This is a genomic window from Streptomyces sp. W1SF4, from assembly GCF_003950035.1.
Classification (GTDB): domain Bacteria; phylum Actinomycetota; class Actinomycetes; order Streptomycetales; family Streptomycetaceae; genus Streptomyces; species Streptomyces racemochromogenes.
Genome location: NZ_CP034350.1, coordinates 2,801,420 through 2,823,168 on the forward strand (window position 1 = coordinate 2,801,420; position 21,749 = coordinate 2,823,168).

General features: G+C 73.8%; 18 protein-coding genes and 3 tRNA genes. 7 read left to right on the plus strand and 14 right to left on the minus strand.

Annotated elements, in window-relative coordinates:
• Positions 1 to 9 precede the first annotated feature (9 nt).
• Both D1J60_RS12995 and D1J60_RS13000 read right to left on the minus strand, forming a co-directional pair.
• A complete protein-coding gene (locus tag D1J60_RS12995; protein ID WP_125821210.1) occupies positions 10 to 426 on the minus strand; it encodes a GNAT family N-acetyltransferase in 417 nt (138 codons plus the stop codon).
• Positions 427 to 466: 40 nt separating this feature from the next.
• Positions 467 to 961, minus strand: a complete 495-nt coding sequence (locus D1J60_RS13000) for a MarR family winged helix-turn-helix transcriptional regulator (protein ID WP_125594156.1) — start codon at positions 959 to 961, stop codon at positions 467 to 469.
• 136 nt (positions 962 to 1,097) lie between these two features.
• Here D1J60_RS13000 and D1J60_RS13005 point away from each other — a divergent pair, with 136 nt between their 5' ends.
• From D1J60_RS13005 to D1J60_RS13020, 4 genes are all read left to right on the plus strand, one after another.
• A complete protein-coding gene (locus D1J60_RS13005; protein WP_125821211.1) occupies positions 1,098 to 1,655 on the plus strand; it encodes an NAD(P)H-dependent oxidoreductase in 558 nt (185 codons plus the stop codon).
• 72 nt (positions 1,656 to 1,727) lie between these two features.
• Positions 1,728 to 2,075 carry a hypothetical protein gene (locus tag D1J60_RS13010; protein WP_125594158.1) on the plus strand — a complete coding sequence of 116 codons (348 nt, stop codon included), beginning with the start codon at positions 1,728 to 1,730 and terminating at the stop codon, positions 2,073 to 2,075.
• A gap of 256 nt (positions 2,076 to 2,331) precedes the next feature.
• A complete protein-coding gene (locus D1J60_RS13015; protein WP_125821212.1) occupies positions 2,332 to 2,925 on the plus strand; it encodes a bifunctional DNA primase/polymerase in 594 nt (197 codons plus the stop codon).
• Positions 2,916 to 2,989 (plus strand) — tRNA-Lys (locus tag D1J60_RS13020). Before D1J60_RS13015 ends, D1J60_RS13020 begins: the two co-directional genes overlap by 10 nt.
• A gap of 62 nt (positions 2,990 to 3,051) precedes the next feature.
• On the opposite strand, the gene D1J60_RS13025 is transcribed toward D1J60_RS13020, so the two are convergent.
• Complete coding sequence (locus tag D1J60_RS13025; protein ID WP_125821213.1) at positions 3,052 to 4,251, minus strand: M6 family metalloprotease domain-containing protein; 1,200 nt, start codon at positions 4,249 to 4,251, stop codon at positions 3,052 to 3,054.
• 411 nt (positions 4,252 to 4,662) lie between these two features.
• Here D1J60_RS13025 and D1J60_RS13030 point away from each other — a divergent pair, with 411 nt between their 5' ends.
• Positions 4,663 to 6,501, plus strand: a complete 1,839-nt coding sequence (locus tag D1J60_RS13030) for an EAL domain-containing protein (RefSeq protein ID WP_164720893.1) — start codon at positions 4,663 to 4,665, stop codon at positions 6,499 to 6,501.
• A gap of 69 nt (positions 6,502 to 6,570) precedes the next feature.
• On the opposite strand, the gene D1J60_RS13035 is transcribed toward D1J60_RS13030, so the two are convergent.
• Positions 6,571 to 8,268 (minus strand): glycosyl hydrolase family 18 protein, encoded by a 1,698-nt coding sequence (locus D1J60_RS13035; RefSeq protein WP_125821214.1) that lies wholly within the window; start codon positions 8,266 to 8,268, stop codon positions 6,571 to 6,573.
• 266 nt (positions 8,269 to 8,534) lie between these two features.
• A complete protein-coding gene (locus D1J60_RS13040; protein ID WP_241253241.1) occupies positions 8,535 to 9,716 on the minus strand; it encodes an LLM class flavin-dependent oxidoreductase in 1,182 nt (393 codons plus the stop codon).
• A gap of 264 nt (positions 9,717 to 9,980) precedes the next feature.
• On the opposite strand from D1J60_RS13040, the gene D1J60_RS13045 reads away from it, so the two are divergent.
• Positions 9,981 to 10,739 (plus strand): IclR family transcriptional regulator C-terminal domain-containing protein, encoded by a 759-nt coding sequence (locus tag D1J60_RS13045; RefSeq protein WP_125595628.1) that lies wholly within the window; start codon positions 9,981 to 9,983, stop codon positions 10,737 to 10,739.
• Between the two features lie 105 nt (positions 10,740 to 10,844).
• Here the strand turns inward: D1J60_RS13045 and D1J60_RS13050 are convergent.
• The 5 genes from D1J60_RS13050 to D1J60_RS13075 all read right to left on the minus strand — a co-directional run bounded on the left by D1J60_RS13050 (position 10,845) and on the right by D1J60_RS13075 (position 17,322).
• Positions 10,845 to 10,918, minus strand: a tRNA-Lys gene (locus D1J60_RS13050).
• An 87-nt stretch (positions 10,919 to 11,005) separates the two neighbouring features.
• Positions 11,006 to 12,712, minus strand: a complete 1,707-nt coding sequence (locus D1J60_RS13055; protein WP_125821215.1) for an AMP-binding protein — start codon at positions 12,710 to 12,712, stop codon at positions 11,006 to 11,008.
• Positions 12,713 to 12,738: 26 nt separating this feature from the next.
• The gene (locus tag D1J60_RS13060) at positions 12,739 to 13,329 is read right to left on the minus strand and encodes a lytic polysaccharide monooxygenase auxiliary activity family 9 protein (protein WP_125823997.1); all 591 of its coding nucleotides are present in this window, start codon (positions 13,327 to 13,329) and stop codon (positions 12,739 to 12,741) included.
• Positions 13,330 to 13,648: 319 nt separating this feature from the next.
• On the minus strand, positions 13,649 to 15,901 hold the full coding sequence (locus D1J60_RS38035; RefSeq protein WP_241253242.1) for an SPFH domain-containing protein: 2,253 nt from the start codon (positions 15,899 to 15,901) through the stop codon (positions 13,649 to 13,651).
• A gap of 11 nt (positions 15,902 to 15,912) precedes the next feature.
• On the minus strand, positions 15,913 to 17,322 hold the full coding sequence (locus D1J60_RS13075; RefSeq protein WP_125823999.1) for a peptidoglycan-binding protein: 1,410 nt from the start codon (positions 17,320 to 17,322) through the stop codon (positions 15,913 to 15,915).
• Positions 17,323 to 17,557: 235 nt separating this feature from the next.
• Between D1J60_RS13075 and D1J60_RS13080 the strand changes: the two genes are divergently transcribed.
• Positions 17,558 to 17,631: transfer RNA gene (locus D1J60_RS13080), tRNA-Lys, on the plus strand.
• Positions 17,632 to 17,732: 101 nt separating this feature from the next.
• Here D1J60_RS13080 and D1J60_RS13085 read toward each other — a convergent pair.
• The 4 genes from D1J60_RS13085 to D1J60_RS13100 form a co-directional block, all read right to left on the minus strand.
• Complete coding sequence (locus tag D1J60_RS13085) at positions 17,733 to 18,407, minus strand: class F sortase (RefSeq protein WP_125821217.1); 675 nt, start codon at positions 18,405 to 18,407, stop codon at positions 17,733 to 17,735.
• Positions 18,404 to 19,003, minus strand: a complete 600-nt coding sequence (locus D1J60_RS13090) for a hypothetical protein (protein ID WP_125821218.1) — start codon at positions 19,001 to 19,003, stop codon at positions 18,404 to 18,406. Before D1J60_RS13090 ends, D1J60_RS13085 begins: the two co-directional genes overlap by 4 nt.
• 113 nt (positions 19,004 to 19,116) lie before the next feature.
• A complete protein-coding gene (locus tag D1J60_RS13095; protein ID WP_125821219.1) occupies positions 19,117 to 19,896 on the minus strand; it encodes an HAD-IIA family hydrolase in 780 nt (259 codons plus the stop codon).
• 118 nt (positions 19,897 to 20,014) lie between these two features.
• Positions 20,015 to 21,616: an alkaline phosphatase family protein gene (locus tag D1J60_RS13100; RefSeq protein WP_125821220.1), complete on the minus strand. Its 1,602-nt coding sequence runs from the start codon at positions 21,614 to 21,616 to the stop codon at positions 20,015 to 20,017.
• Positions 21,617 to 21,749: the final 133 nt, after the last annotated feature.

The window sequence follows — 21,749 nt, forward strand, 5'->3', positions numbered from 1 at the left end:
CCGGGACGGCTACTGCTCGCCGAACAGCATCCACTTCTCCACCGTCTCCAGCGGCGCGAAGCCGGCGCGGGCGTAGACCTCGTGCGCGTCGGCGGTGGCGAGCATGATGCGGCGCAGGCCGTACGGGGCCAGGTGGGCCTTCACCGCCTCGACGAGGGCGCCGCCGAGGCCCTTGCCGCGCGCGCCGGGGTCCACGTACACGTCGCAGAGCCAGGCGAAGGTGGCCAGGTCGGTGACGATCCGCGCATAGCCGAGCTGGGCGCCCGAAGCGCTGTCGTACAGGCCGAAGTTCAGCGAGGAGGCGACCGCCCGGTCGTGGCTCTCACGACTGCGGCCGAGGGCCCAGTAGGCGTCCTCGGAGAGCCAGCGGTGGATCCGGTCGCCGTCGAGCCGGGAGGGGTCGGTGGAGATCTCGTAGCCGTCCATCGGGCCATCCAAGCAGCGCCGGCCGGGGCCCGGCCAGCGGTTATCCGGTGTGGTCCTTGCGGGTGACGCCGAAGTGGCGGCGGAGGGTCTCGCCGGCGTCGGCGAGGGCGTCCAGCTGCTGCGGGGTGAGGACGTCGATCAGGTGCCGGCGTACGGATTCGACGTGCAGCGGGGCCGCCGCGGTGATGGTGTCCACGCCTTGGCCGGTGAGCACCACCTCGGCGCCGCGGCCGTCGCCGGGGACCTCCTCGCGGGCGACGAGGCCGCGCTGCTGCATCCGGCTGATCTGGTGTGAGAGTCGGCTGCGGGACCACTGCATCAGCACGGCGAGCGCGCTGATCCGCATGCGGTGGCCCTCGGTCGAGCCGAGGGCCGACAGGACGTCGTAGTCGGCTTCGGAGAGGGCGCTGTCCGTGTTGAGGTCACGCGCGATCTCCGCGTCCACGAGGGGGAACATGCGGCGCCAGGCGTACCAGGCGTGCTGTTCGGACTCGGTGAGCCAGCGGGGGTGGGCCGGCTCGGGCGCGTCGGTCATGGCAGCAGACTACCCGGTTTGGTGATACATCAACAATGTAGTTGACATATCACGCGGCACCGATTTTCCTAGGTGACACGTCAACAACCACACTGTGGACCACACACCGCACCAGCATCCAACGGGAGTTCACGCCATGACCCGACTGCTCGTCATCTCCGCCGCGACCCGCCCCACCTCCTCTGGACGCCCCGTCGCCGAATGGGTCGTCGGCCAGGCCCGCGACCACGGCGCCTTCGAGGTCGCCCCGGTGGACCTCGCGGAGCTCGCCCTGCCCTTCCTGGACGAGCCGGAGTACGCCTCCACCGGCAACTACGCCCACCAGCACACCCGCGACTGGAGCGCGATCGTCGACGCCGCCGACGCGGTCCTGTTCGTCCTGCCGATGTACAACGGCGGCTTCACCGCCCCCTTCAAGAACGCCGTCGACTTCCTCTACCGCGAATGGCAGGGCAAGCCGTTCGGCCTGGTCAGCTACAGCGCCGGCGGTACCGGCGGCGCCCCCGCCGCCCGGATGCTGCTGCCGGTGCTCACCCAGCTCGGCATGCTCCCCGCCGAGCGCTCGGTGGCCATCGCCGGCATCAACGGCCTGGTCGGGGCAGAGGGCTTCAACGCGCCCGAGGGTCTGGCCGCCGAGCTGGCGGGCGTCCTGGACGACGTCGCTGCGCTGGTCAAGGAGCCCGTGTCGGCCTGACTCCCGGCACCCTTGCGCGACGCTGGACAATGGAGGGTGGCCCAGGATCCGCAGCGCAGCAGGAGGACACGCATGGCAGAGCCCGAGCGGACCGAGCGGAGGCAGCGGCCGGCGCCGCTGCTCTTCGAGCCCTCGGAGGCCGCCACGGACCCGGAGCACTTCTTCGACCTGGAGTCGATCGAGGACCCCCGCGAGCTGTTGACCCGGGCCACCGAGCTGACGCTGGCGTTCCGGGCAGCGCAGGACCGGGCGGTGGAGTTCCAGGCCCTGGCGGCGGCCCAGCTGGCGGACCCCCGGCGCTTCGACCGGCTCCCGCCGCAGGCCATCGCCGCGATCGCGGAGTGGACCGAGGACTACGCCCGCAAGATGATCGAGTTCGGCGAGGACCTCCAGCGCGGCACCACTCCCGACACGGTCTAGCCGTACGGAATGCCGGGCCCGGGCCCCCGCCGTCGGGTGGGGGCGACCGGGCCGGGCCCGGTGTCGGGACCCGTCACCCACGGTCCCGCCCCGGCCGGCCCTCGGCCCGGGCCGCCGCCGGAGCGCGGCCCGGGGGTCCGGGACACGGCCGAGCCCCCGGCATATGCGCGGCGCAAGATACCCCAGGACCACCCGCCCCGTCCCGGTTTTCGGTAACTCCACGAAAGGGTCACACTACGCCGGGTACACCTGGCATATGACGACCCTGACGACGGCCGGCGGCTGCCCCGCCCTCGACGGCCCCGACGCACGCACCGCGCCCGCGACCCAGGTGACCGCACAGGGCGCCGCCTGGCTGGCCTCCGCTTCGGCCCACCCGGGGGAGACCCTCGCGGCCTGGGAGGCGCGGCCCGCCTCGCCCGCGGTGCTGCCCTGCGGGACCGCGTTCGACGTCGTCAACGTTCCGCTCGTGGTCGGCCGCCGGATGCTCGACCTGCTCTGGGAGCGGGGGCCCGGCTCGGGGCCGGCCGCCGTCCACCGCGGCCGGATGCTGCTCTTCGCCGCCCCCGGCACCGCCCAGCGGCTCCCGGCGCTGCTCGCCTGGGAGGAGTGGGGCCCGGGCGCCCCGGCCCCGCTGTGCCACGGCCACGGGGACGCCGTCACCGTGCCGCCACTGGCCCCCGCCCCCGGCCCGTCGCGGTGGCTGGTGGCCCCGGACACCCGGCTGCCCTGGCTGCCGGGGCCGGACTCCCTGCTCTGGGCGTTCCTGCACGCCGTCCGCGGCCCGGTATCGATTTTTGGTTCGGCCGAAACGGATGCTAGTGTCTACGACGTCAGCAGGCGCCGCTAGCTCAGTTGGTTAGAGCAGCTGACTCTTAATCAGCGGGTCCGGGGTTCGAGTCCCTGGCGGCGCACAGACGGGAGAAGGCCCCCGCTCTTCGGAGCGGGGGCCTTCTTCGTGTGCGCGGACGGTCCCTCAGGTCGTGATCTTCACCGTGTAGGCGCCCGACTGGGTCCGGTCCGCCACCTCGATCGTGATCCGCTCCCCCGGCACGGTGAAGGTCTCCCCGACCTCCAGCGGCGCGTCCGCGAGCGGCGGGTACACCGAGCGGTCCCAGCAGGCCTCCGTGCGGGGGTGGCCGTCGAGCACCTCGATCGGCCCGCCGCCCGAGGCCGCCTCGTTGCGGACCCGGTAGACCAGGACCCCCTCCGTGCAGGTGTCCCCGTCATTGCCCGCGGAGCCCCGCGCCTCGACCGCGATGGCGCTGCCGGGGCCCGTACGGATCACCGCGAGCCGGGTGCCGCCCGTACCGCCGGGCGGCGGGGCCTGTGACAGCGGCTGGAGGGTGTGCAGCGAGGTGCCGGACCGTACGCAGTCCACCTGGGCGGGATCCAGCCAGCCCAGCTTCCACTTGTGCCAGGCGAACAGGTCCGGTGACATCCCGAACTGGCTGCCCATGACGTCCCAGTCGCCGACGTACGTGTCCCAGTCGCCCTTGCCGTCCGTCGGGCGGTGGTAGAGGTCGGGCAGGTCGAAGACGTGCCCGGTCTCGTGCGCCAGCACGTTGCGGTCCGGCGGGTGCTGCTCGAAGACGGTCACGATCCGCCGCAGCGACGCGCCGTCCGCCACGATCGGGCGGTCGAAGTTGACGACCTTGGTGGCGTCGGAGTCCACGCCGGGGGCGCCCGGGTCGGCGACGAAGTACACGACGTCGTACGCGCTGAAGTCGACCAGCGGATCGGCGGCCGCGACAGCGTCCCGCAGGTAGGCCGCCCGGTCATCGGGGGCCCAGTCGCGCTGTATCCCGTACGCGGTCGCCGGCCGGGGCATCTGGATCCACCGCTCCTGCGGGTGCGGGACCAGCCGGAACCGGCCGTAGGAGGCCCGCTCGAAGAAGTCGCTGGTCGCCGGGAAGTAGTCGGCCGTCAGCTCCCGGGGCGTCACGGCGGCGCGGTGGCCGGGGAAGGAGAGGAACACCATGACGGCGTTCAGGGTGCGCTCGGGCCTGGGGTACGCGGCGTTCCAGGTGTCCACGCCGAGGGAGTGGTGGGCGGCCGTCCGCGTCAGCGCGCAGGGCCCCGCGGCGGCCGTGTCGGCCGCCACCGCCGGCCCGGCGACGAGCGACATGGCGGCGAGCGCCGTCAGGGAGGTGAGCGCCGCGGCCGTACTTCGCATGCGGGAGCGGTCCACTCCCCCGGGTGTCTGCTCTCGCCGCACATCGACCTCCCGATGGTGGATTCGTCCCGTCCCATCCACCTTGAGGCGATTGTCTGACTAATGTCCTGTTCCGGTGCCCCACATGAGTGAGCGCTACGGCAAGCCGGTGACCCCGCCCCTTGACGCCTGTCACTACGGAACGTCACGCTCGATCACGTGAGAACAGTTAGCGTCACCAGGTGTTCACAGGCGTGCGCAAACGGTCGCCCGGCTGCCGTCCGACCCCCCGTCAGCACCTGCCCCCGAAGGCGTCAGCACGGCGACGGACCCCGCCCCACACGGCGACGCCGCTGGATAGGGCCTCCCGGCAGCCTCTATGATCGGCACACTTTCCTGCGCGGACACTCACGAACACAGCGGGAGCGAACGGTGAGCGGAACCTCAGAGGAGACCGGTTCGGCGGCCGAGAGCATCCGCCCGGCCCTTACGGAGCGTCACCCTGCGGTGCCTGTCGTGCCCGAACCGCGCGACTACCGCGCCGCCTTCGACGCGGCGCACCTCGCCATGGCCGTCGTCGGCCGCAGCGGCGAGGTGATCGCCGCCAACCGGGCCCTGGCCGCCCTCCTGGGCGCCGAGCCCCACGCCCTCGCCGGGCAGTGCGCCGCCGACCTGGTGGACCTGGCGGCGGAGGCCCGTACCTGGCAGGCCTACCAGGAGGTGCTGCGCGGCCGGCAGGCCCGGCTGCGCTGCACCCGCCGCCTCAAGCACCCCGACGGGCACTCCCTGTGGACCGAGGTCACCCTGGGCCCGGTGACCGGCACCCCGGACGTCCTGCTGTCCGTCGCCGACATCAGCGACCGCCGCGACCTCCAGGCCCGGCTGCGGCACCTCCAGATGCACGACCCCGTCACCCGGCTCCCCAACCGGGCGCTGTTCTTCGAGCGGCTCTCGGCCGCCCTGGAGGCCTCCGCCTACGGCACGGCCGGCACCGGCCGGATCGGCCTGTGCTACCTCGACCTCGACGGCTTCAAGGCGGTCAACGACACCCTCGGCCACCGCGTCGGCGACCGGCTGCTGACCGCCGTGGCCGCCCGGCTCACCCAGTGCGCCGACCAGTCCGGGTACGGCCGCTCGGGCGGGCACCTCGTCGCCCGGCTCGGCGGCGACGAGTTCGCCCTGCTGGTCGAGGACTCCACCGGCACCGAGCAGCTCGCGGACCTGGCGCGCAGCGTCCTGGCCGCCGTGCAGGAGCCGTTCGACCTGGCCGGACAGCGGCTGTCGGTGTCCGCGTCGATCGGCGTGGTGGAGCGGGACGCGGCCGGCACCTCGGCGACGGGGCTGATGCAGGCCGCGGACACCACGCTGTACTGGGCGAAGGCGGACGGCAAGGCCCGCTGGACCCTCTTCGACCCCGAGCGCAACGCGCACCGGATGACCCGGCAGGCGCTCTCGTCCAGCCTGCGCCCGGCCGTGGAGCGCGGGGAGTTCGAGCTGGAGTACCAGCCGCTGGTGGACCTGGAGAGCGGGGTGGTGCGCGGGGTGGAGGCCCTGGTCCGCTGGAACCACCCCCAGTTCGGCATGCTGACGCCGAATCGGTTCATCGGGATCGCCGAGGAGGACGGCTCGATCGTGCAGCTGGGCCAGTGGGTGCTGCGCACGGCGTGCCGGCAGGCGCGGCGTTGGCAGATCGAACAGCCCAGTGACTCGCCGGTGTTCGTCTCGGTGAACGTGGCGGTGCGCCAGGTGTGGGACTCGGACCTGGTGGGGGACGTGGCGGAGATCCTCGCCGAGACCGGTCTCGCCCCGCAGCTGCTCCAGCTGGAGCTGACGGAGTCCGCGGTGATGGGGTCGGCGGGCCGGCCCCTGCAGGCGCTCCAGGCGCTGAGCGACATGGGCGTGCGGATCGCCATCGACGACTTCGGGACCGGCTACTCGAACCTGGCCTACCTCAGCCGGCTCCCGGTGTCGGTGCTGAAGCTGGACGGCTCCTTCGTGCGCGGCTTCCGCTACGAGGAGGGCACCCACCCGAACCCGGCCGACGAGACCATCGTGGAGGCCCTGGTGCAGCTCGCGCACCGGCTCGGGCTGACCGTCACCGCCGAGTGCGTGGAGACCGCCGGGCAGGCGGCCCGGCTGCGGCGGGTCGGCTGCGACACGGGCCAGGGCTGGCTGTACTCCCGGGCGGTGGCACCGGAGCGCATCGCGGAGATGATCGCGCCGCCGCCGGGCGCCCGGTTCGCGACGGGGACCGCGCAGCCGCCCCGGTGAACCGGAACCGCCCCGCCCCTCGGGAGGAGGGGCGGGGCGGTCCGGCGCTCGGCGCGGGGTGGGGGGAGATCAGCAGGCGCCGAGGTCCTTCCAGACACCCCATTCACCGGTGGTGCCGGGCACCTCGTTCTGCGTCCACCACTGGGCCCGGTACTTGCGGCCGTTGTGCGAGACCTCGTTGCCGGCGGTGTAGACCGTGCCCGGGACGTAGGCCGGGACGTTGCCGCAGCCGGTGGTCGGGGGCGTCGTCGGCGGGGTCGTCGGCGGCGTGGTGGGCGGAGTGGTGGGAGGCGTCGTCGGCGGGGTGGTCGGCGGCACGGTGGTCCCGCCGAGGGCGTCCGAGATCTGGTTCAGCAGCGTGGTGTTGTTGTCCAGGCCGAGGAGGGAGTACATCATCGCGCCGGCCAGGCCGCGCTGCTTGCCGTAGTCGACCCGGGCCTGGATCGACTTCTGGTTCAGGCCGGTGAAGAACTCGCCGTCCTTGTAGAAGTAGGAGGCCTTGGCCTGGTCGTCCCAGTAGGTCGTCGCCGGGTTGTCGACGATCCCGCCGAGCTCCTTGTAGTTGGCGATGCCGGCCTGCTGGCTGGTGGGCCGGGCGCCGGAGGCGCCGGTGGCGGGCTGGGCGAGGCCGCCCGCCGCGCCGGCGGGGACGCCCTTCCAGCCGCGGTAGTAGAACTCGTAGCCCAGGGTCAGCTTGTTGGCGGGGAAGCCGCCGGTGATGCCGTAGGCCGGGTTGCCGTCGATCCAGGAGTCGATGGCGTTGTCGATGCTGTACTTCTGGGTGCCCGGGGCGATCGGGTCGGTCGGGTCGTTGGTGCCGGAGTACAGCGGGGACTGGTGGTACGTCGGCCCGTCGCCGTCCCAGGCGCCGTGCATGTCGTACGTCATGATGTTCGCGTAGTCGAGGTACGCGCCGATCTTGTCCGTCTCGATGTACTTGATCTTGTCCTGGCCGGCCGGGAGGGCCGAGGTCAGCAGGTACTTCTTGCCGCCGTTCGCCTTGCCGTAGGCGTCGAGCTGCTCGCGGAACTCCTTGAGCAGGAGGGTGAAGTTCTGCTTGTCCTCGGGGGCGTAGTGGTTGCCGAGGTGGCCGCCCGACGAACCCGGGTACTCCCAGTCGATGTCGATGCCGTCGAAGATCCCGGCCGCGGTGCCGGGGCCGCCGTAGCCGTCGGCCTTGGGCAGGTTGCCCTTGATGTACTGGTCGATGCAGGAGGAGACCAGCTTCTTGCGGGAGGCGTCGGTCTTGGCCGCGTCGCTGAAGTACTTCGAGTACGTCCAGCCGCCGAGCGAGATGTTGATCTTCAGGTGGGGGTACTTGGCCTTCAGCTGCTTGAACTGGTTGAAGACGCCCACGATGGGCTGGTCCCACTTGTCGGCGGTGCCGCTGACGCTGTCGGCCGCACTGAAGGACTTCTGGTAGTCGGCGTACGAGTCGCCCGCGCCGTCACCGGCGTTGGGGTTGTTGTCGTCACCCGCCGCCTTGTTCGCCTCGAAACAGGTGAGGTCGGTGGGGTGGATGTTGCCGAACGAGTAGTTGATGACGTCCAGCTTCCCCGCTATGCCCCTGGTGTCGAGGTGCTTGGGGTAGAACGCGTTGCCGTACACGCTCCACTGGTCGTAGTAGGCGATCCGCACGCCGCCGGCCGCGGCGGTGGTGGAGGCGTCGGCGGCCTGGGCGGTGCCGAGTCCCGCGAAGGCGGCCAGCGCTCCGGCTGCCAGCGCGGCCGTGGCGGCGGCCGCGACGAGGGGTTTACGGATGTGCATGAACTGCCTCCGTGGGGGTGGGAGGGGAGGGCGTCAGCTGTAGGTGAGAGAAGTGATAGCGATCACCCGCCACCCCAGTCAATGGTTTGGACCAAAGAAGGACTAGACCACTCGGCGGCCAAATGCCCTCGTCAGAGACTTGGGCGCACACCAGAAACCGCCCGCCACCCCGGGTGACGAGCGGTTTAAGGCTCCCTTAGGTCATGCTGCGGCAAGGTTTCGGCAACAAACCAGCCAAACGCCGTTCTTCACGGATCCGGCCCCGCTCAGCGCGTCGTCAAGGGCTCCGTCGGCATCCCGTACGCATTGGCAACGAGCCCGTAGGAGCGGACGCGGGCGGCACCGCTGTGGGCGCTCGCCGTCAGCATCAGCTCGTCCGCACCCGTCCGCTTCACCAGGGCGTCCAGCCCGGAGCGGACCTCGTCGGCGGTGCCGTGGACGATGTTGGCGAGCCAGGAGTCCACGAACTCCCGCTCCGCCGGGGAGAAGGGGTACGCCGCCGCCTCCTCGGGCGTCGGGACCAGCCCGGGCCGCCCGCTGCGCAGCCGGAGCATCGCCAGCGCGCCGGCGAGCGCCTGCGCACGGGCCTCGGCCTCGGTGTCGGCGGCCAGCGCCGAGACCCCGATCATGGCGTACGGGGCGTCCAGCACCGCCGACGGGCGGAAGCTCTCGCGGTACAGCTCCAGCGCGGGCAGGGTGCCGGCGGCGGAGAAGTGGTGGGCGTACGCGAAGGGCAGGCCCAGCTCAGCGGCGAGGCGGGCGCTGAAGCCGGAGGAGCCCAGCAGCCACAGCGGCGGGCGGCCCGAGGGCCCCTGCACCGGGCCGGGGACGGCGTGCACGCGGGAGTACGGGTGCCCGTCGGGGAAGTCGTCGTCGAGGAAACGGGTGAGCTCCGCGAGCCGCCGGGGGAACTCGTCCGCCGCCTCGTCCAGCCGCCCGGGCCCGCGCAGCGCGGCCGCCGTACGCGGGTCGGTGCCCGGCGCCCGGCCGAGCCCGAGGTCGATCCGGCCCGGGGCCAGCGCCTCCAGGGTGCCGAACTGCTCGGCCACGGCCAGCGGGGCGTGGTTGGGCAGCATGACCCCGCCCGAGCCGAGCCGGATCCGGGAGGTGTACGCGGCGAGGTGGGCCAGGATCACGGCCGGGGAGGAGCTGGCGACCCCGGGCATGGAGTGGTGCTCGGCGACCCAGTGGCGGTGGTAGCCGCGGGACTCGGCCTGGCGGGCGATCCGCACGCTGGTGCGCAGGGACTCGTGCGCGGTGGAGCCGCTGCCGACGGTGACCAGGTCGAGGACGGACAGCGGCACGGGCGCCTCGCCGCGCGCGGTTCCGCGGACCGGGTCCTGGGCGGGGTCCCGGCCGAGGTCCTGGCCGGGGTCCTGGACCGGCCCCCCTCGCGGATCCTCCGGCCGCCCGCCCGTGCGCCGGCCCGTGTCCCCGGTGTCGCTCATCGTCGCTCCCGTCCCGTCCCCGCTCGTGCGCCCGCGGCGCCCCGTACGCCTCGTACGGCGTTCGTACGAAGAAGTCGAACGGGATGCGCCCGCCGGGCATTCCCGGCAGACCGGGGCATGCCCGTGCCGCTGGCATATGCCATTCGAGTAGGCCCAGGCAGGGGGACCTGATTAAGCCATCAATCTCATCAACACACGCTCCACGTGGGCCTCTTGATGGCTATCGTGGTAGAGCAAGCGGTAACAACCTGGTAGGGGGAAACCGTGGCGCTGAAGCCCGAGCCGACCGCGCCGTTCCACTCGGTGCAGTACGCCCTGCGCGTACTCGAAACGATCTCGCGGCACACCGGCGGTGTGACCGACGTGCAGATCGCGCGTGAGACCGGCCTGCCCGCGGTCCATCTCGCCCCGATGCTCCTCATGCTGCGGCGCGAAGGGTACGTGCTCCAGGTCTCGGACGGCGCCTACGCCATAGGGGACTCCCTCGTCCTGCTCGGCTCCGGCCAGGACCGGCAGCAGGCCCTCCAGGAAAAGCTCCAGGAAACCCTCGACAGGCTGCGCGACTCGGTCGGCGCCGCCGTCTACATCAGCCGCTACGTGGACGGCGAGGTCCGCATCACCCAGTTCGCGGACAGCCCCCGCACGCCCAAGGTGCACGAGTGGGTCGACTTCCGCTCGGCCGCCCACGCCAGCGCGGTCGGCAAGTGCCTGCTGACCCAGCTCGACCTGAACGGGCGGCGCGACCACCTGTCCCGGCACAAGATCGCCCGGCTGACGTCGAAGACGATCGTGAACGAGCGGATCCTCTTCTCCAAGCTGGACGCCCAGCCGGCCACCGTCCCCGTCCTGGACCTCCAGGAGTACGCCGTCGGCACCGTCTGCGCGGCCGTCCCCATCACGGCCGGCGCCGCCGTGGGCTGCCTCGCCCTGTCCATGCCCGTCGAGCACGCCCACCGGCTGCGCGCCGCGGCCGACGCCCTGAACCGCAAGGCCGCGCCGCTGCTGCTGTCGCTCACGCTCTGAGGCCCCGGGCAGGGGGCCGAGGTGCGGGGCGGGGAGGACGGGGCGGGCGGCCCGGAAAACACTTCGGGCGGTTCCCGGTGAACCGGAAACCGCCCGAAGGACAGGTGCGCCGCCAGGGACTCGAACCCCGGACCCGCTGATTAAGAGTCAGCTGCTCTAACCAACTGAGCTAGCGGCGCCTGCTGACAGAGAAAATACTACCTGCTCCCCGGGGGTGCTCCAAACCAATGACAGGGGCGCCGCCCGGCGGCCCCTCAGCGGTCCGGTCAGCGGTCCAGCAGCTCCCGGCGGCCCCGGGCCTCGTACGCGGCCAGCAGCGCGGCCAGGTCCTCCCCGTCGAGCGGGCGGTAGGCGCCGCCGGTCCGGTGCCAGACCGGGCCGGGGCCGAGGAAGCCGGCCCGGCGCAGGGCCACCCGGTGGACCTTGTTCGTGGCGGTGACGGGCAGCTCGTCGAGGATCCGGACGTAACGCGGGGCCATCTTCGTGCCGAGGTCCGGCTGGGCGGCGAGGAAGGCGCTGAAGGCGTCAGGGGCGAAGGCCGCGCCCTCCCGCAGGGCCACGGCGGCCATCACCTGGTCGCCCGCGACCTCGTCCGGGACCGCGTACACGGCGACGGCGGCCGCCGCCTCCCAGCGGGCCAGGACGTTCTCGATCACGGCGGCGGCCAGGTTCTCGCTGTCGACCCGAAGCCGGTCGTCGGTGCGGCCCGCGAAGTAGAGGAAGCCCTCGGGATCCCGGAAGAAGAGGTCGCCGGTCCAGTACCAGCCTCCCCGGGTGCGGGCCGCCTCGGCGTCGGGATTGCGCCAGTAGCCCTCGAAGGCGCTCCGGCCCCGGTTGACGAGCTCGCCGATGGCCTCCTCCCCGTTGAGCAGCCGGCCCCGCGCGTCCAGCCGGGCCGGCGGGCACTCGCGGCCCGTCTCCGGATCGACCACGGCCAGGTCGTCCCCCGGGGCGGCCCGGCCCAGCGCGCCCTCCGGGGTGCCGGGGCCGCGCTGGACGGAGGCGCCGCCCTCGGTGGCCCCGTACCCCTCGACCAGCCGGACCCCGAACCGTTCGGCGAAGCGGGCCGCGTCCACCGCCCCCGCCTCGGTGCCGAAGCCGAGGCGCAGCCGGTGTGCGCGGTCGTCGGGGCGGGGCTCGGTGGCCAGCAGGTACTGGACGGCCCGGCCGACGTAGGTGAAGTACGTCGCCCCGTAGGCCCGTACGTCGTCCAGGAACGCGGAGGCCGAGAAGCGGCGGCGCAGCGCGACCGGGGCGCCGGCCCAGAGGGCGGGCAGCCAGTCGGCGATGACGGCGTTGCCGTGGAAGAGCGGCATGCAGACGTAGTGGACGTCGTCCGGGGTGACCGAGAAGTGGCGGGCGAGCGATCCCCCGGCGGCGGCGAGGCGGCCCTGGCTGCAGACGGCCGCCTTGGGGGCGCCGGTGGAGCCGGAGGTGAAGTAGAGGAGCAGCCGGGTGTCGGGGCGGGGGCCGCCGGGCCGTACCCGGGCCTCGCCGGGCTCCGCGGCGGCGTACGGGGCGAGCAGGGCCGCGTACTCCTCGGTGCCGGTCACCAGGAGGCGTACGCCGGGCAGGTCGAGGCCGCGCAGGAGGGGGAGGTGCGCGGGCTCGGTGACCAGGATCCGGCAGTCGGTGTGCAGGATGTCGCGGGCCAGCTCGGGGCCGCGCCGGGTGGGGTTGATCCCGGCGACGGCGGCCCCCGCGAGCGCCGCCGCGCCGAGCCAGGCCGGGAACTCGGGGGTGTTGTCGAGCAGCACGCCCACGTGCGGTTCCGCGCCCGCCGGCAAGAGGTCGGCGAGGAGCGCGGCGCGTACGGCGGCCTCCTGGGCGGCCCGGTGGCGGCTGAGGACGGTGGGCCCGGCGCTGTCGGCCGCGCCGGCCCCGTACATCAGTCCCGGCCGGTGGTCGCCCCACTGGCGCGCGACGAGTTCCGCGACGGTCTCGGCGGCATCGGGTGCTGTCGTGGTCCGCATGCCGCCGGAGGTTAGCTGACGTTCCGTCAGAATTGAACGTCGGAGCAGGCGTAGAAGGCCATCGGGGTGTCGTTGACGGTCCAGACGGCCAGGATCATGTGCCGCCCCGACTTGCCGGCGGGCATGGAGCCGCGGTGGATGGTGGTCATGTCCGGGCGGCCGCCGTTGTAGGGGACGACGAGGAAGGGCTGCGGGTCGAGGGAGGCCCGGGTGAGGGGCCTGGTCGGGTCCCAGCCGTTCTTGGTGACGTAGTACCTGAAGTCGGTGGTGGAGTGGTTCGCGGTGAACTGCCAGCGGAAGTCGAAGGGCTGGCCGGAGTTCACGCGGGTCGCGGGCCAGTTGCCGCCGCGCGGGTCGTCGAGCTGGGCGAACTCGGCGTGACCGCCGGCGCATATCTTCCCGTCGGCGGGACCGGCCGCCGGGAAGCCCTTGTAGCCCTCGACGCTCTGCGGTTCCCACTGGATGGGTCCGCAGTCGGAGACCGTCCTGTTGGCACAGAGCTTCTGGCGGCTGATGGGGGTGTCGGTGTAGCCGTGGCCGCTGGCGCTGGGCGCACCGAACAGGGCGGCGCCGGCGAGGAGGCCGAGACCGGCCGTCGCGGCCGCGCCGACGCGCACGGAGCGCGAGGGGCGTCCGGGGCGCGTGGGGTTCGTGGGCCATGAGGGCATGCGGAAGGAACGCATGGTGCTCCTTGGGCGTGTGGGGGGATGGTCGGGGATTCCGGCGGGGGGCCGTGCGCGCGCGTGGGGATCGGCCCTGGCGGGCCGGTGGGGACTGCGACTCCGAGCGGTGGCACTAGGTCTAGACCAAGTCCCACAGTATTGACGGGAGTTGGCCATGTCTATACCAATGCGAAAACGGGTGGTCCGGTCATTACCGGCCACCCGTCTCCGCCTGGAACTCCGTGGAACTCCCGTGCAACCCCTGCGACTGCCGCTACTGGTCGGACCGCCCGGTGTAGAAGGCGACGGTGAGGTCCTTCACCAGGGCCTTGCGTTCGTAGTCGTCCAGCTCCACGATGCCGCGCGAGGTCAGCCGGTGGACCGTGTCGTCCACGGCGTCGACCACCGAGGTCAGCACCGTGTCCCGGTGCTTCGCGTCGATCGCGGCGACCCGGCGGCGGCGCATCGCCTCCGCGACCTCCGGCGCGTACTCGATCCGGGTGGGCTGGGCGGAGAACACCTCGATCCCCACCGCCTCCGTCTCGGCCGCCACCATGCGGGTCAGCGCGTCGCCGACGGCCTCGGCGTCGCGCAGGGTCGGGGCGTCCTCGTGGAAGGCGTCGGCCGGCAGCTGGGACAGCACCCGGGCCATGGCCGACTCGACCTGCTCGGCCAGGTAGTCGATGTGGTCCTCGACGGCGAGGGTGGCCCTGGCCGTGTCCTTCACCTGCCAGACGACCTGCACCACCACCTGGAGGGCGAGGCCGCCGGAGTCCACGGCGGCCATCGGCTCGCTGCGCCAGTGGCGCAGCCGGACGTCGACCCGCTGGCGCAGCAGGAGCGGGCTGATCCAGGTCAGGCCGGTACGCCGGACCGTGCCGCGGTAACGGCCGAAGAGGGTGAGCACCCAGGCGTGGCCCGCCTTGGCCCGGCCGAGGCCGCCGAGCGCGAGGAGGGTGACGATGCCGAGGAAGGCGAGCGGGGGCCAGTGCGCGGCGCGCAGCCCCTGGTAGGCGCGGGGCGTGGCCCCGAAGGCGGCGACCACGGCGGCGGGGACCACCCCGGCCCGCCACAGCACGGCCGCGCAGCCGAGGAGGGCGAAGCCGCCGACCAGCACCGCGATCCAGCCGGGCAGCACGGGCCCGCGGTGCTCCCGGAGCCGGTCGTCACCCCGGGGCACGCGGCGCCCGGCGGGCGGCTTCCTCGGGGCACGGGCGACGGGGGCGGCGGCCGGGGAGGCGGGGGCGTGCGGCTGCGGGCGGAACGGGAGGTGCAGCGGGACCTGCGTGACGGCGGTGCCGGTGCCGCTGCCGCGCGGGGGGCGCGGGAGGCCGTCGCGCGGGCCGGGGTCCTCGGTGCGCATCCCGCGCGCGACGGCCCGGGCGGCGATCTCGGCGGGCCCGGGCCCGGGCACGCCGGACGGGGGCTCGGGGGTGGGGTGCGGGATCCCGGCCCCGCCCCCGTCCCCGCCCTGACCCCGGGCGGCGGGCACGTCCCCCCGCGCGTGCTCCGCCGCCGGCCCGGGCACGGCCGGTTCCGGGCCTACCGGGTGCGCGGCGGCGACCCCGGACCCGAACCGGGTGGCCCCGAACGGCTGCGTCGCCGCCGGGGCGGCCTCCACCGGCCCGGTCCGCGTGCCGGGCGCGGCCGGGCGCGCCGGCGCGGGGGCCGCCGACGTCCAGGCGGCAACCTCCGGCGCCGGGCCGACAGGGGCCGGCTGCGGCATCCGCGCGGACTCGGCCGGCTGCACCACCGGCCGGGCGGGGACCGCCAGCTCGGTTGCGGCTGCCCGGGCGGGGACCGCCGGCTCGGTTGCGGCTGCCCGGGCGGGCTCCGCACCCGGCACGGAGTACCCGGCGGGGGCCGGCGCCGCCCAGGCTCCGAGCTGCGGAGCCGCCTGGCCGGCCGGCCAGGCGGGGACCGGCTGCGCCGCCGGGCGCACGGAGGCCAACGGTTCGGCCCGCAGGCCGGGCACGACCGCCAGGGCGGGCTCCGCCCCCGGCACGGGGTGCCCGGCGGGGTCCGACTGCGGCGTCCGCGCTCGGGCGGGCTCGGCCGGGTGCGCAGGTGCGGCGGGCGCAGGCTGCGCCGCCGGCGCGGGGGTGGCCGGCCAGGCGGCAGCAGCCGGGCCGGGTGCGGCCGCCCGGGCCGGCTCCACCCCTGGGGCGGGGTGCCCGGACGGGGCCTCCGGACCCGCCGGGCCGGCCGGATGCCCGGCAGGGGCCGGCTGCGGCGTCCGCGCGGGCTCGGCGGGCTGCGCCGCCGGCGCGGGGGTGGCCGGCCAGGCGAGGGCCGCCCGGGCCGGCTGCGCCCCCGGCGCGGGGTGCCCGGCGGGGGCCGTCGGCAGCGCCCGCGCGGGGTCGGCCGGGTGCCCGGCGAGGGTGGGCTGCGTCGTCGGCGGCGGGGTGGTGGGGGGCGGGGCCCAGGTGCCCCGGTACACCGCGACCGGTTCCGCAAGCGTCGCCGCAGGCGGAACGGCGGGGAGCCGGCAGGTGCCCGTCGTGAAGGTGGTGCGGGTGGGGTACATCGTTGCCTCCGTCATGCGAACAGCCGGCGCCAGGTTTCCGGGCCCGGGTAGCCGTCGGCCGAGGCGCCGCGCCAGCCCTGGGCGCGCTGGAAGGCCTCGACGTTGCGGCGGTCGGCCTCGCTCCAGCGCAGGCCCGGGCCGGACGTGTAGTACTTGCCGAAGCCCTTCTGCACCAGCCGGCGGCCGAGGGCGAGTACGGCCGGATGGGACTGCCCCGGGCGGAAGACCCGCGGCCCGGGATAGGCGGGCACCCCGACGGAACCCGGCAGGGCCCCCGGCGGCGCCTTCGGCGGCTTCACGGTGCCCGGAGCCGTCCGGCCCGTCGGCGGGATGTCGTTGCCCTGGCGCTGCACCAGCAGCCGCCAGGTGTGCTCGCCGGGGATGCCGTCGGCGTCGGCGCCCGTCCAGCCCTGCGCCTGCTGGAAGGCCTGCGTGGCCTGCCGGTCGGCCTCGCTCCACTTCGAGCTCGCCCCCTTGGGGTAGAACCGCAGGGCGCCCCGCCCGATCAGCATCCTGGCCAGCTCGGTGACGTACTCGTTGTCGGCGCCCGGGCCGAACTTCGCCGCGCCGGGGAAGGCCGCCGTGCCCGCCGCCGGGGCGCCCGGAACCGGCACGTCCGGGAGGACCCCCGTGGTCACGCCGTTGTAGCGGTACGGGAGGTACTTCTCCGAGTTCTTCCAGTACCCGTACGGCGTGGCCAGCTTCCGCGTGTACGGGCGGGTCTGCTCGTACGCGACGTAGTGGGTGCGCGTCTCGTCGGCCCAGCCGCCGAAGATGACGACGTGCGAGCCGTTGTTCGGGTCCGCCGGGTTGTGGAAGAGCAGCATGTCCCCCGGCAGCAGCTCCTCCTTCGTGATCTTCGTGGCGAAGGTGTCGAGGCTGCCGGTCCACTCGTTCGTCCCGAGGTTCCAGACCATGGAGACGTACCCCGAGCAGTCCTGCCGGTAGCCGTCCGACCAGTACTCGGACATGCTGTAGGGGACCTGGGCGTCCAGCCAGATCTTCGCCCGGTTGATGATCGTGGCCCGGTCGATGGCCCGCACCGCGGGCGGCGCGCCCGGTCGGCCCGCCGCCGAGGACGGCGGACGCGGACCCGTGACCGGGGCCGGGCGTCCGTGCAGCGGGGCCCGGCCGCCCTGCGGGGTGCCCGGACCGTCGGAGCCGTTGCGGTCGTCCAGCGCCACCGGCCCCGGACCCGGCACCTTCCCGGCCGCGGCCAGCGCCGCCGAACCGCCGCCGCCGAGCACCACCCCCGCCGCGGTCGCCAGCACCAGCGCCCGGCGCGCCCCGCGCGCGGCCGGGTGACCGCCGTCCCGGAGCGCTATGGCCCGCCCGCGCGCGAGGGTGCGGCGCCGCTGCGCGCACCCGAGGCACACGCAGTCGCCGGCGGGCTCGTACTCCTCGAAGACCGGCATCGTCATCGGCGTCGGCGGCGTCGGCATCTGCACATGCACCGGAGGCTGCATCGTCATGCGGTTCCGTCCACTCCCCTGCTCGTCCACTGGTCGGCCGGGCACGCATCTGTCGGGGCATCAGATTCGGCTCGACCAGACATATCGTGCACGATAAACCCCCAAACATGGGTTAATCGGACAACACGGGCGCGGCTGGTCACGAGCACCTCGGCAGGTGGGGTAGAGTTTTCCCTGTCAGCAAGCGCCGCTAGCTCAGTTGGTTAGAGCAGCTGACTCTTAATCAGCGGGTCCGGGGTTCGAGTCCCTGGCGGCGCACAGACGAGGAGAAGTCCCCCGCAGCGAAAGCTGCGGGGGACTTCTTCGTTTCCGGAATCGTTTCCGAATCGCCCCCGGCTCCGTTCCCCGGTCCGGACGGGTCAGACCGCGGCCGCGCCCGTCCCCGCGACCGCGCCCGCCCCCGTCAGGTACGCGGAGACCACCACGTTCGCCGAGTACTGCCGGGCCGTCTTGTCGTAGTTCCCGCCGCAGGTCACGAGCCGCAGTTCGGCCCGGCCCTTCACCCGGGGGCCGTACGCCGCGTGCGGGTCGAAGCCCGCGCGCTCGTAGACGCGTACGTCCTCCACCGTGAACTCGGCGACCGTCGCGTCCGCCCGCGCCACGCGGATCTTCTGGCCCGGCTTGAGCGTGCTCAGGCCGTAGAAGACGGCCGGCTTGGACTTCGTGTCCACGTGCCCCACCATCAGCGCCGCACCCGCCGCCCCGGGCGCGGGGCCCGCCCCCCACCAGCCCACCGTGCCCGGGAGCTCGTACGGCGGCGGGTCGATCGCCCCCTGCGCGTCGAGGCCCCGCGCGATCACCGGCGCCCGGACCCCCAGGTCCGGTACGTCGACCCGCGCGGGCATCGCCCCGGACAGCGGGGCCCGCGCGGCCGGGAGGGCCGGCCCCGACTGCCCGGCGGCCTGCTGCCCGGCGGGCGCGGCGGGCGGAACCCCGGTGATCTCCTTGCCCCACAGCCACAGGCCCATCACCAGCACCGTCCAGGCGGCGAAGGTCAGCAGCCGGCCGCCCGCGGAGGCCCTGGGCTCGCTCATCCGCCGTTGCGGCGGCGGCGCAGGGTGATGGCCCGGCCGGCGACCGCCAGGGTGGCCGCGGCGGCGAGGACGGCGCCGATCACGGTGTGGGGCAGCCCGGGACCGTCGCCGCCGTGGCTCTTCTTCGCGGCCGTCGCCAGCCGGGTCGTCTCCGCGACCTCGGCGGACATCCCGCCGCCGCCCGCGTGGACCGGCCAGACCGGCGAGTGGTGCGGGTCGGGGCGGTGGTGGTCGCGGCGGATCTCGATGGAGCCGCGCAGGCCGTCGGCGCCCTCGCACTTGATCCGGATCTCGTGCCAGCCCGGGTCGGCGTGCGGGCGGATCTTCGCCTCGCCATGGAGGGTCCGGCCGTCGCCGTGCCCCGGGAAGAGCCGGGCGTCGGAGACGAAGACGGGCGAACGGGCCACCCCCCAGTCGCCGTCGCAGCCCCGGACGCGGATCTTGACGTGCGCCCCCGGGTCGGCCGGGTTCGGTTCCGCCGAGACGCCGCCGCGGTCCCACTCGTTCGCGAGGGCGGCGGGGGCGGTCACGGCGGCGAACGCCGTCAGGGCGACGGCGGCCCCTGCGACACGGAGAGCGATCAGAGAACAGCGCATGGTGAACCTCCTCAACAAGGAGATTCACGCGCGGCGCGCCGCTCCGCATCCGGAGCGGCGCTCTCTTGGCCCGTACGTGTCAGCCGTACGCGCTAACGCGCGGCCGCGGGCGGCTAGACCAGGTCGACCAGGTCGGCGATGGAGTCGACGGTCTTGGTGGGCCGGTAGGGGAACCTCTCGGTGTCCTGGGCCGTGGTCAGACCGGTCAGCACGAGGAAGGTCTGCATGCCCGCCTCCAGGCCGGCCAGCACGTCGGTGTCCATGCGGTCGCCGATCATCGCGCTGGTCTCGGAGTGGGCGCCGATGGCGTTGAGGCCCGTACGCATCATCAGCGGGTTCGGCTTGCCCGCGAAGTACGGCTTCTTGCCGGTCGCCTTGGTGATCAGCGCGGCGACCGCCCCCGTCGCCGGGAGGGGGCCCTCGGTGGAGGGGCCGGTCTCGTCCGGGTTGGTGCAGATGAAGCGGGCGCCGCCGTTGATCAGCCGGACCGCCTTCGTCATGGCCTCGAACGAGTAGGTCCGCGTCTCCCCGAGGACCACGTAGTCGGGCTCGTGGTCGGTCAGGACGTAGCCGATGTCGTGCAGGGCGGTGGTCAGGCCCGCCTCGCCGATGACGTACGCGGTGCCGCCCGGGCGCTGGTCGTCGAGGAACTTGGCGGTGGCGAGCGCCGAGGTCCAGATGTTCTCGACGGGCACGTCCAGGCCCATCCGGCTCAGCCGGGCCTGCAGGTCGCGCGGGGTGTAGATGGAGTTGTTGGTCAGCACCAGGAAGGGCTTGCCGGAATCGCGCAGCCGCTTGATGAAGGCGTCCGCACCGGGGATCGGGGTGCCCTCGTGGATGAGGACGCCGTCCATGTCGGTGAGCCAGGATTCGATCGGCTTGCGCTCCGCCACTGACTTCTCTCCGCTCTGGTGGCCGCTGACCTGTGGGTCTGTGGTCTGTACCACCACCCTAGCGGGCGCGGGCCGCGGACGCGGGGGGCGTCCACGGCCCGGACGTACCGGCCGGGGACTACTGGCCGAGGCGGACGTCGTCCACGGTCCAGTACCAGTTGTTGCTGCCGCTGTAGCGGAAGCGGACCTGGACGTCCGTGGCACCGGCGGGGACCTGGAGCTGGAGGGACTCCGCCCTGGCGACGGCGTCGGCGGTGTACGTCTTCACCACCGCCGGGGCGCCGCCGTCGTACGAGACGAGGACCTGCGCGGTCTGGCCGGCCTCGTGGCGGTAGTGCGTCCGGAAGTCCAGGGTGCGCGTGGTGCCGCCGGTGACCGCCCACTTGGGGGTGATCAGGGTGGAGTCGAAGGTGCCGGTGTGGGCCTTGTCGTCCCACTCGTCGGAGTCGGCGACGGCGAACACGTCGCGGGAGCGGACGTTCAGCTCGCGCCACTGGTCGCGCTGCGCCTGGCTCCAGAACTCGTCGGTGGCGAAGGCCCAGCCGGCCCATTCGGTGACTCCGCCGGTGCCCATCTTCGAGTTGTCGACGGACCAGCCCGCGGGCGGGGTATGCGTGAAGCCCTTGGTGCCGACGGGGATCCCGGTCTCGTCCACGCGGGCCTGGAGGCTCGGGCGCAGCGTGTCGAAGGGGTCGCCGTCCGGGCTCGCCAGCGGTACGCCGTCCAGGGCGGCCGTGCTGACGCCGAGCTGGGCGAGCGCGGTCGCGGCGACGTCGACGAGGCGCACGTCCTCGCGCACGGAACCGGCCGGGATGCCCGCCCCCCTGGCGATGACGAAGGTGCCGCGCTCCTGGATGGTGGAGCCGCCGTGGCCGCCGCCGTCGGTGTGCCCGTGGTCGGTGGTGACCAGGATCTTCCAGTTCTCCTGGGCGTACGTCGGGCGGTTCTTGACGGCGGTGAGGAGCTGGCCGACGAGGGTGTCGACGCGGCCGATGGCGTCGAGGTACTGCTGGCTGGCGGCCCCGTAGGAGTGGCCGGCGGAGTCGACCTGGCCGAGGTAGACGAAGGCGGCGTCGGGGTTGCCGTCGCGCAGCTCGGCGGAGGCGGCCGCGGCGATCTTCGGGTCCTCGTTGCCGTAGCCGTCGCGGTCGCCCTTGAGGGAGAGCCGCTTGTCGACCTTGGCGGAGAAGACCGGGCCGTTCTGGTCGGTGGAGGTGATGGGCTCCCAGTCGGCGGCCGCGTAGGTGTTGAGGGACGGCTTGGCGTTCTCGGCGCGGGTCAGGAAGTCGGGGTGGGCGCCGTAGTTCTTGCCGGTGAAGGAGTTGTCCTTCACGCCGTGCTTGTCGGGCCAGACGCCGGTGGCGATGGTGGACCAGCCGGGGCCGGAGGAGGTGGCGGCCATCGGGTTGGCGTAGAGGGTGCTGCGGGCGGTGAGGCCCTCGGCCATCAGGCCGCCCAGGTGGGGGGCGTTGGCGGCCTTGACGCGGTCGAGGACGACACCGTCGAGGCCGATGACGAGCACCTTGTCGGTGTTCGCCTGCGCCGCGGCGGGGGCCGGGGCGGAGGCGGCGGCCTTGGCAGCGGCCTCGGCCGCCGCCTTCGCGGGGTCGGTGGGGTGGGGGGCGGCCCAGGCGGTGGCGCCGAGGCCGAGGGTGGTGGCGAGCAGGACCGTGGCGGTGGCGGCCACGGCGAGGGTGCGTCCGGGCGGGACAGTGGACACGTGCTCCTCCAGGAGCGTCGGGGAAGGCGCGGCGGATCGAGCGGGAACCTGCGGAGTGGGTGCGTGCACGCGGACGTGCGGCGGGCCCGGACCGCAGGGAGCGACCTTCGGTCCAGACCCGTTATGTACTGGT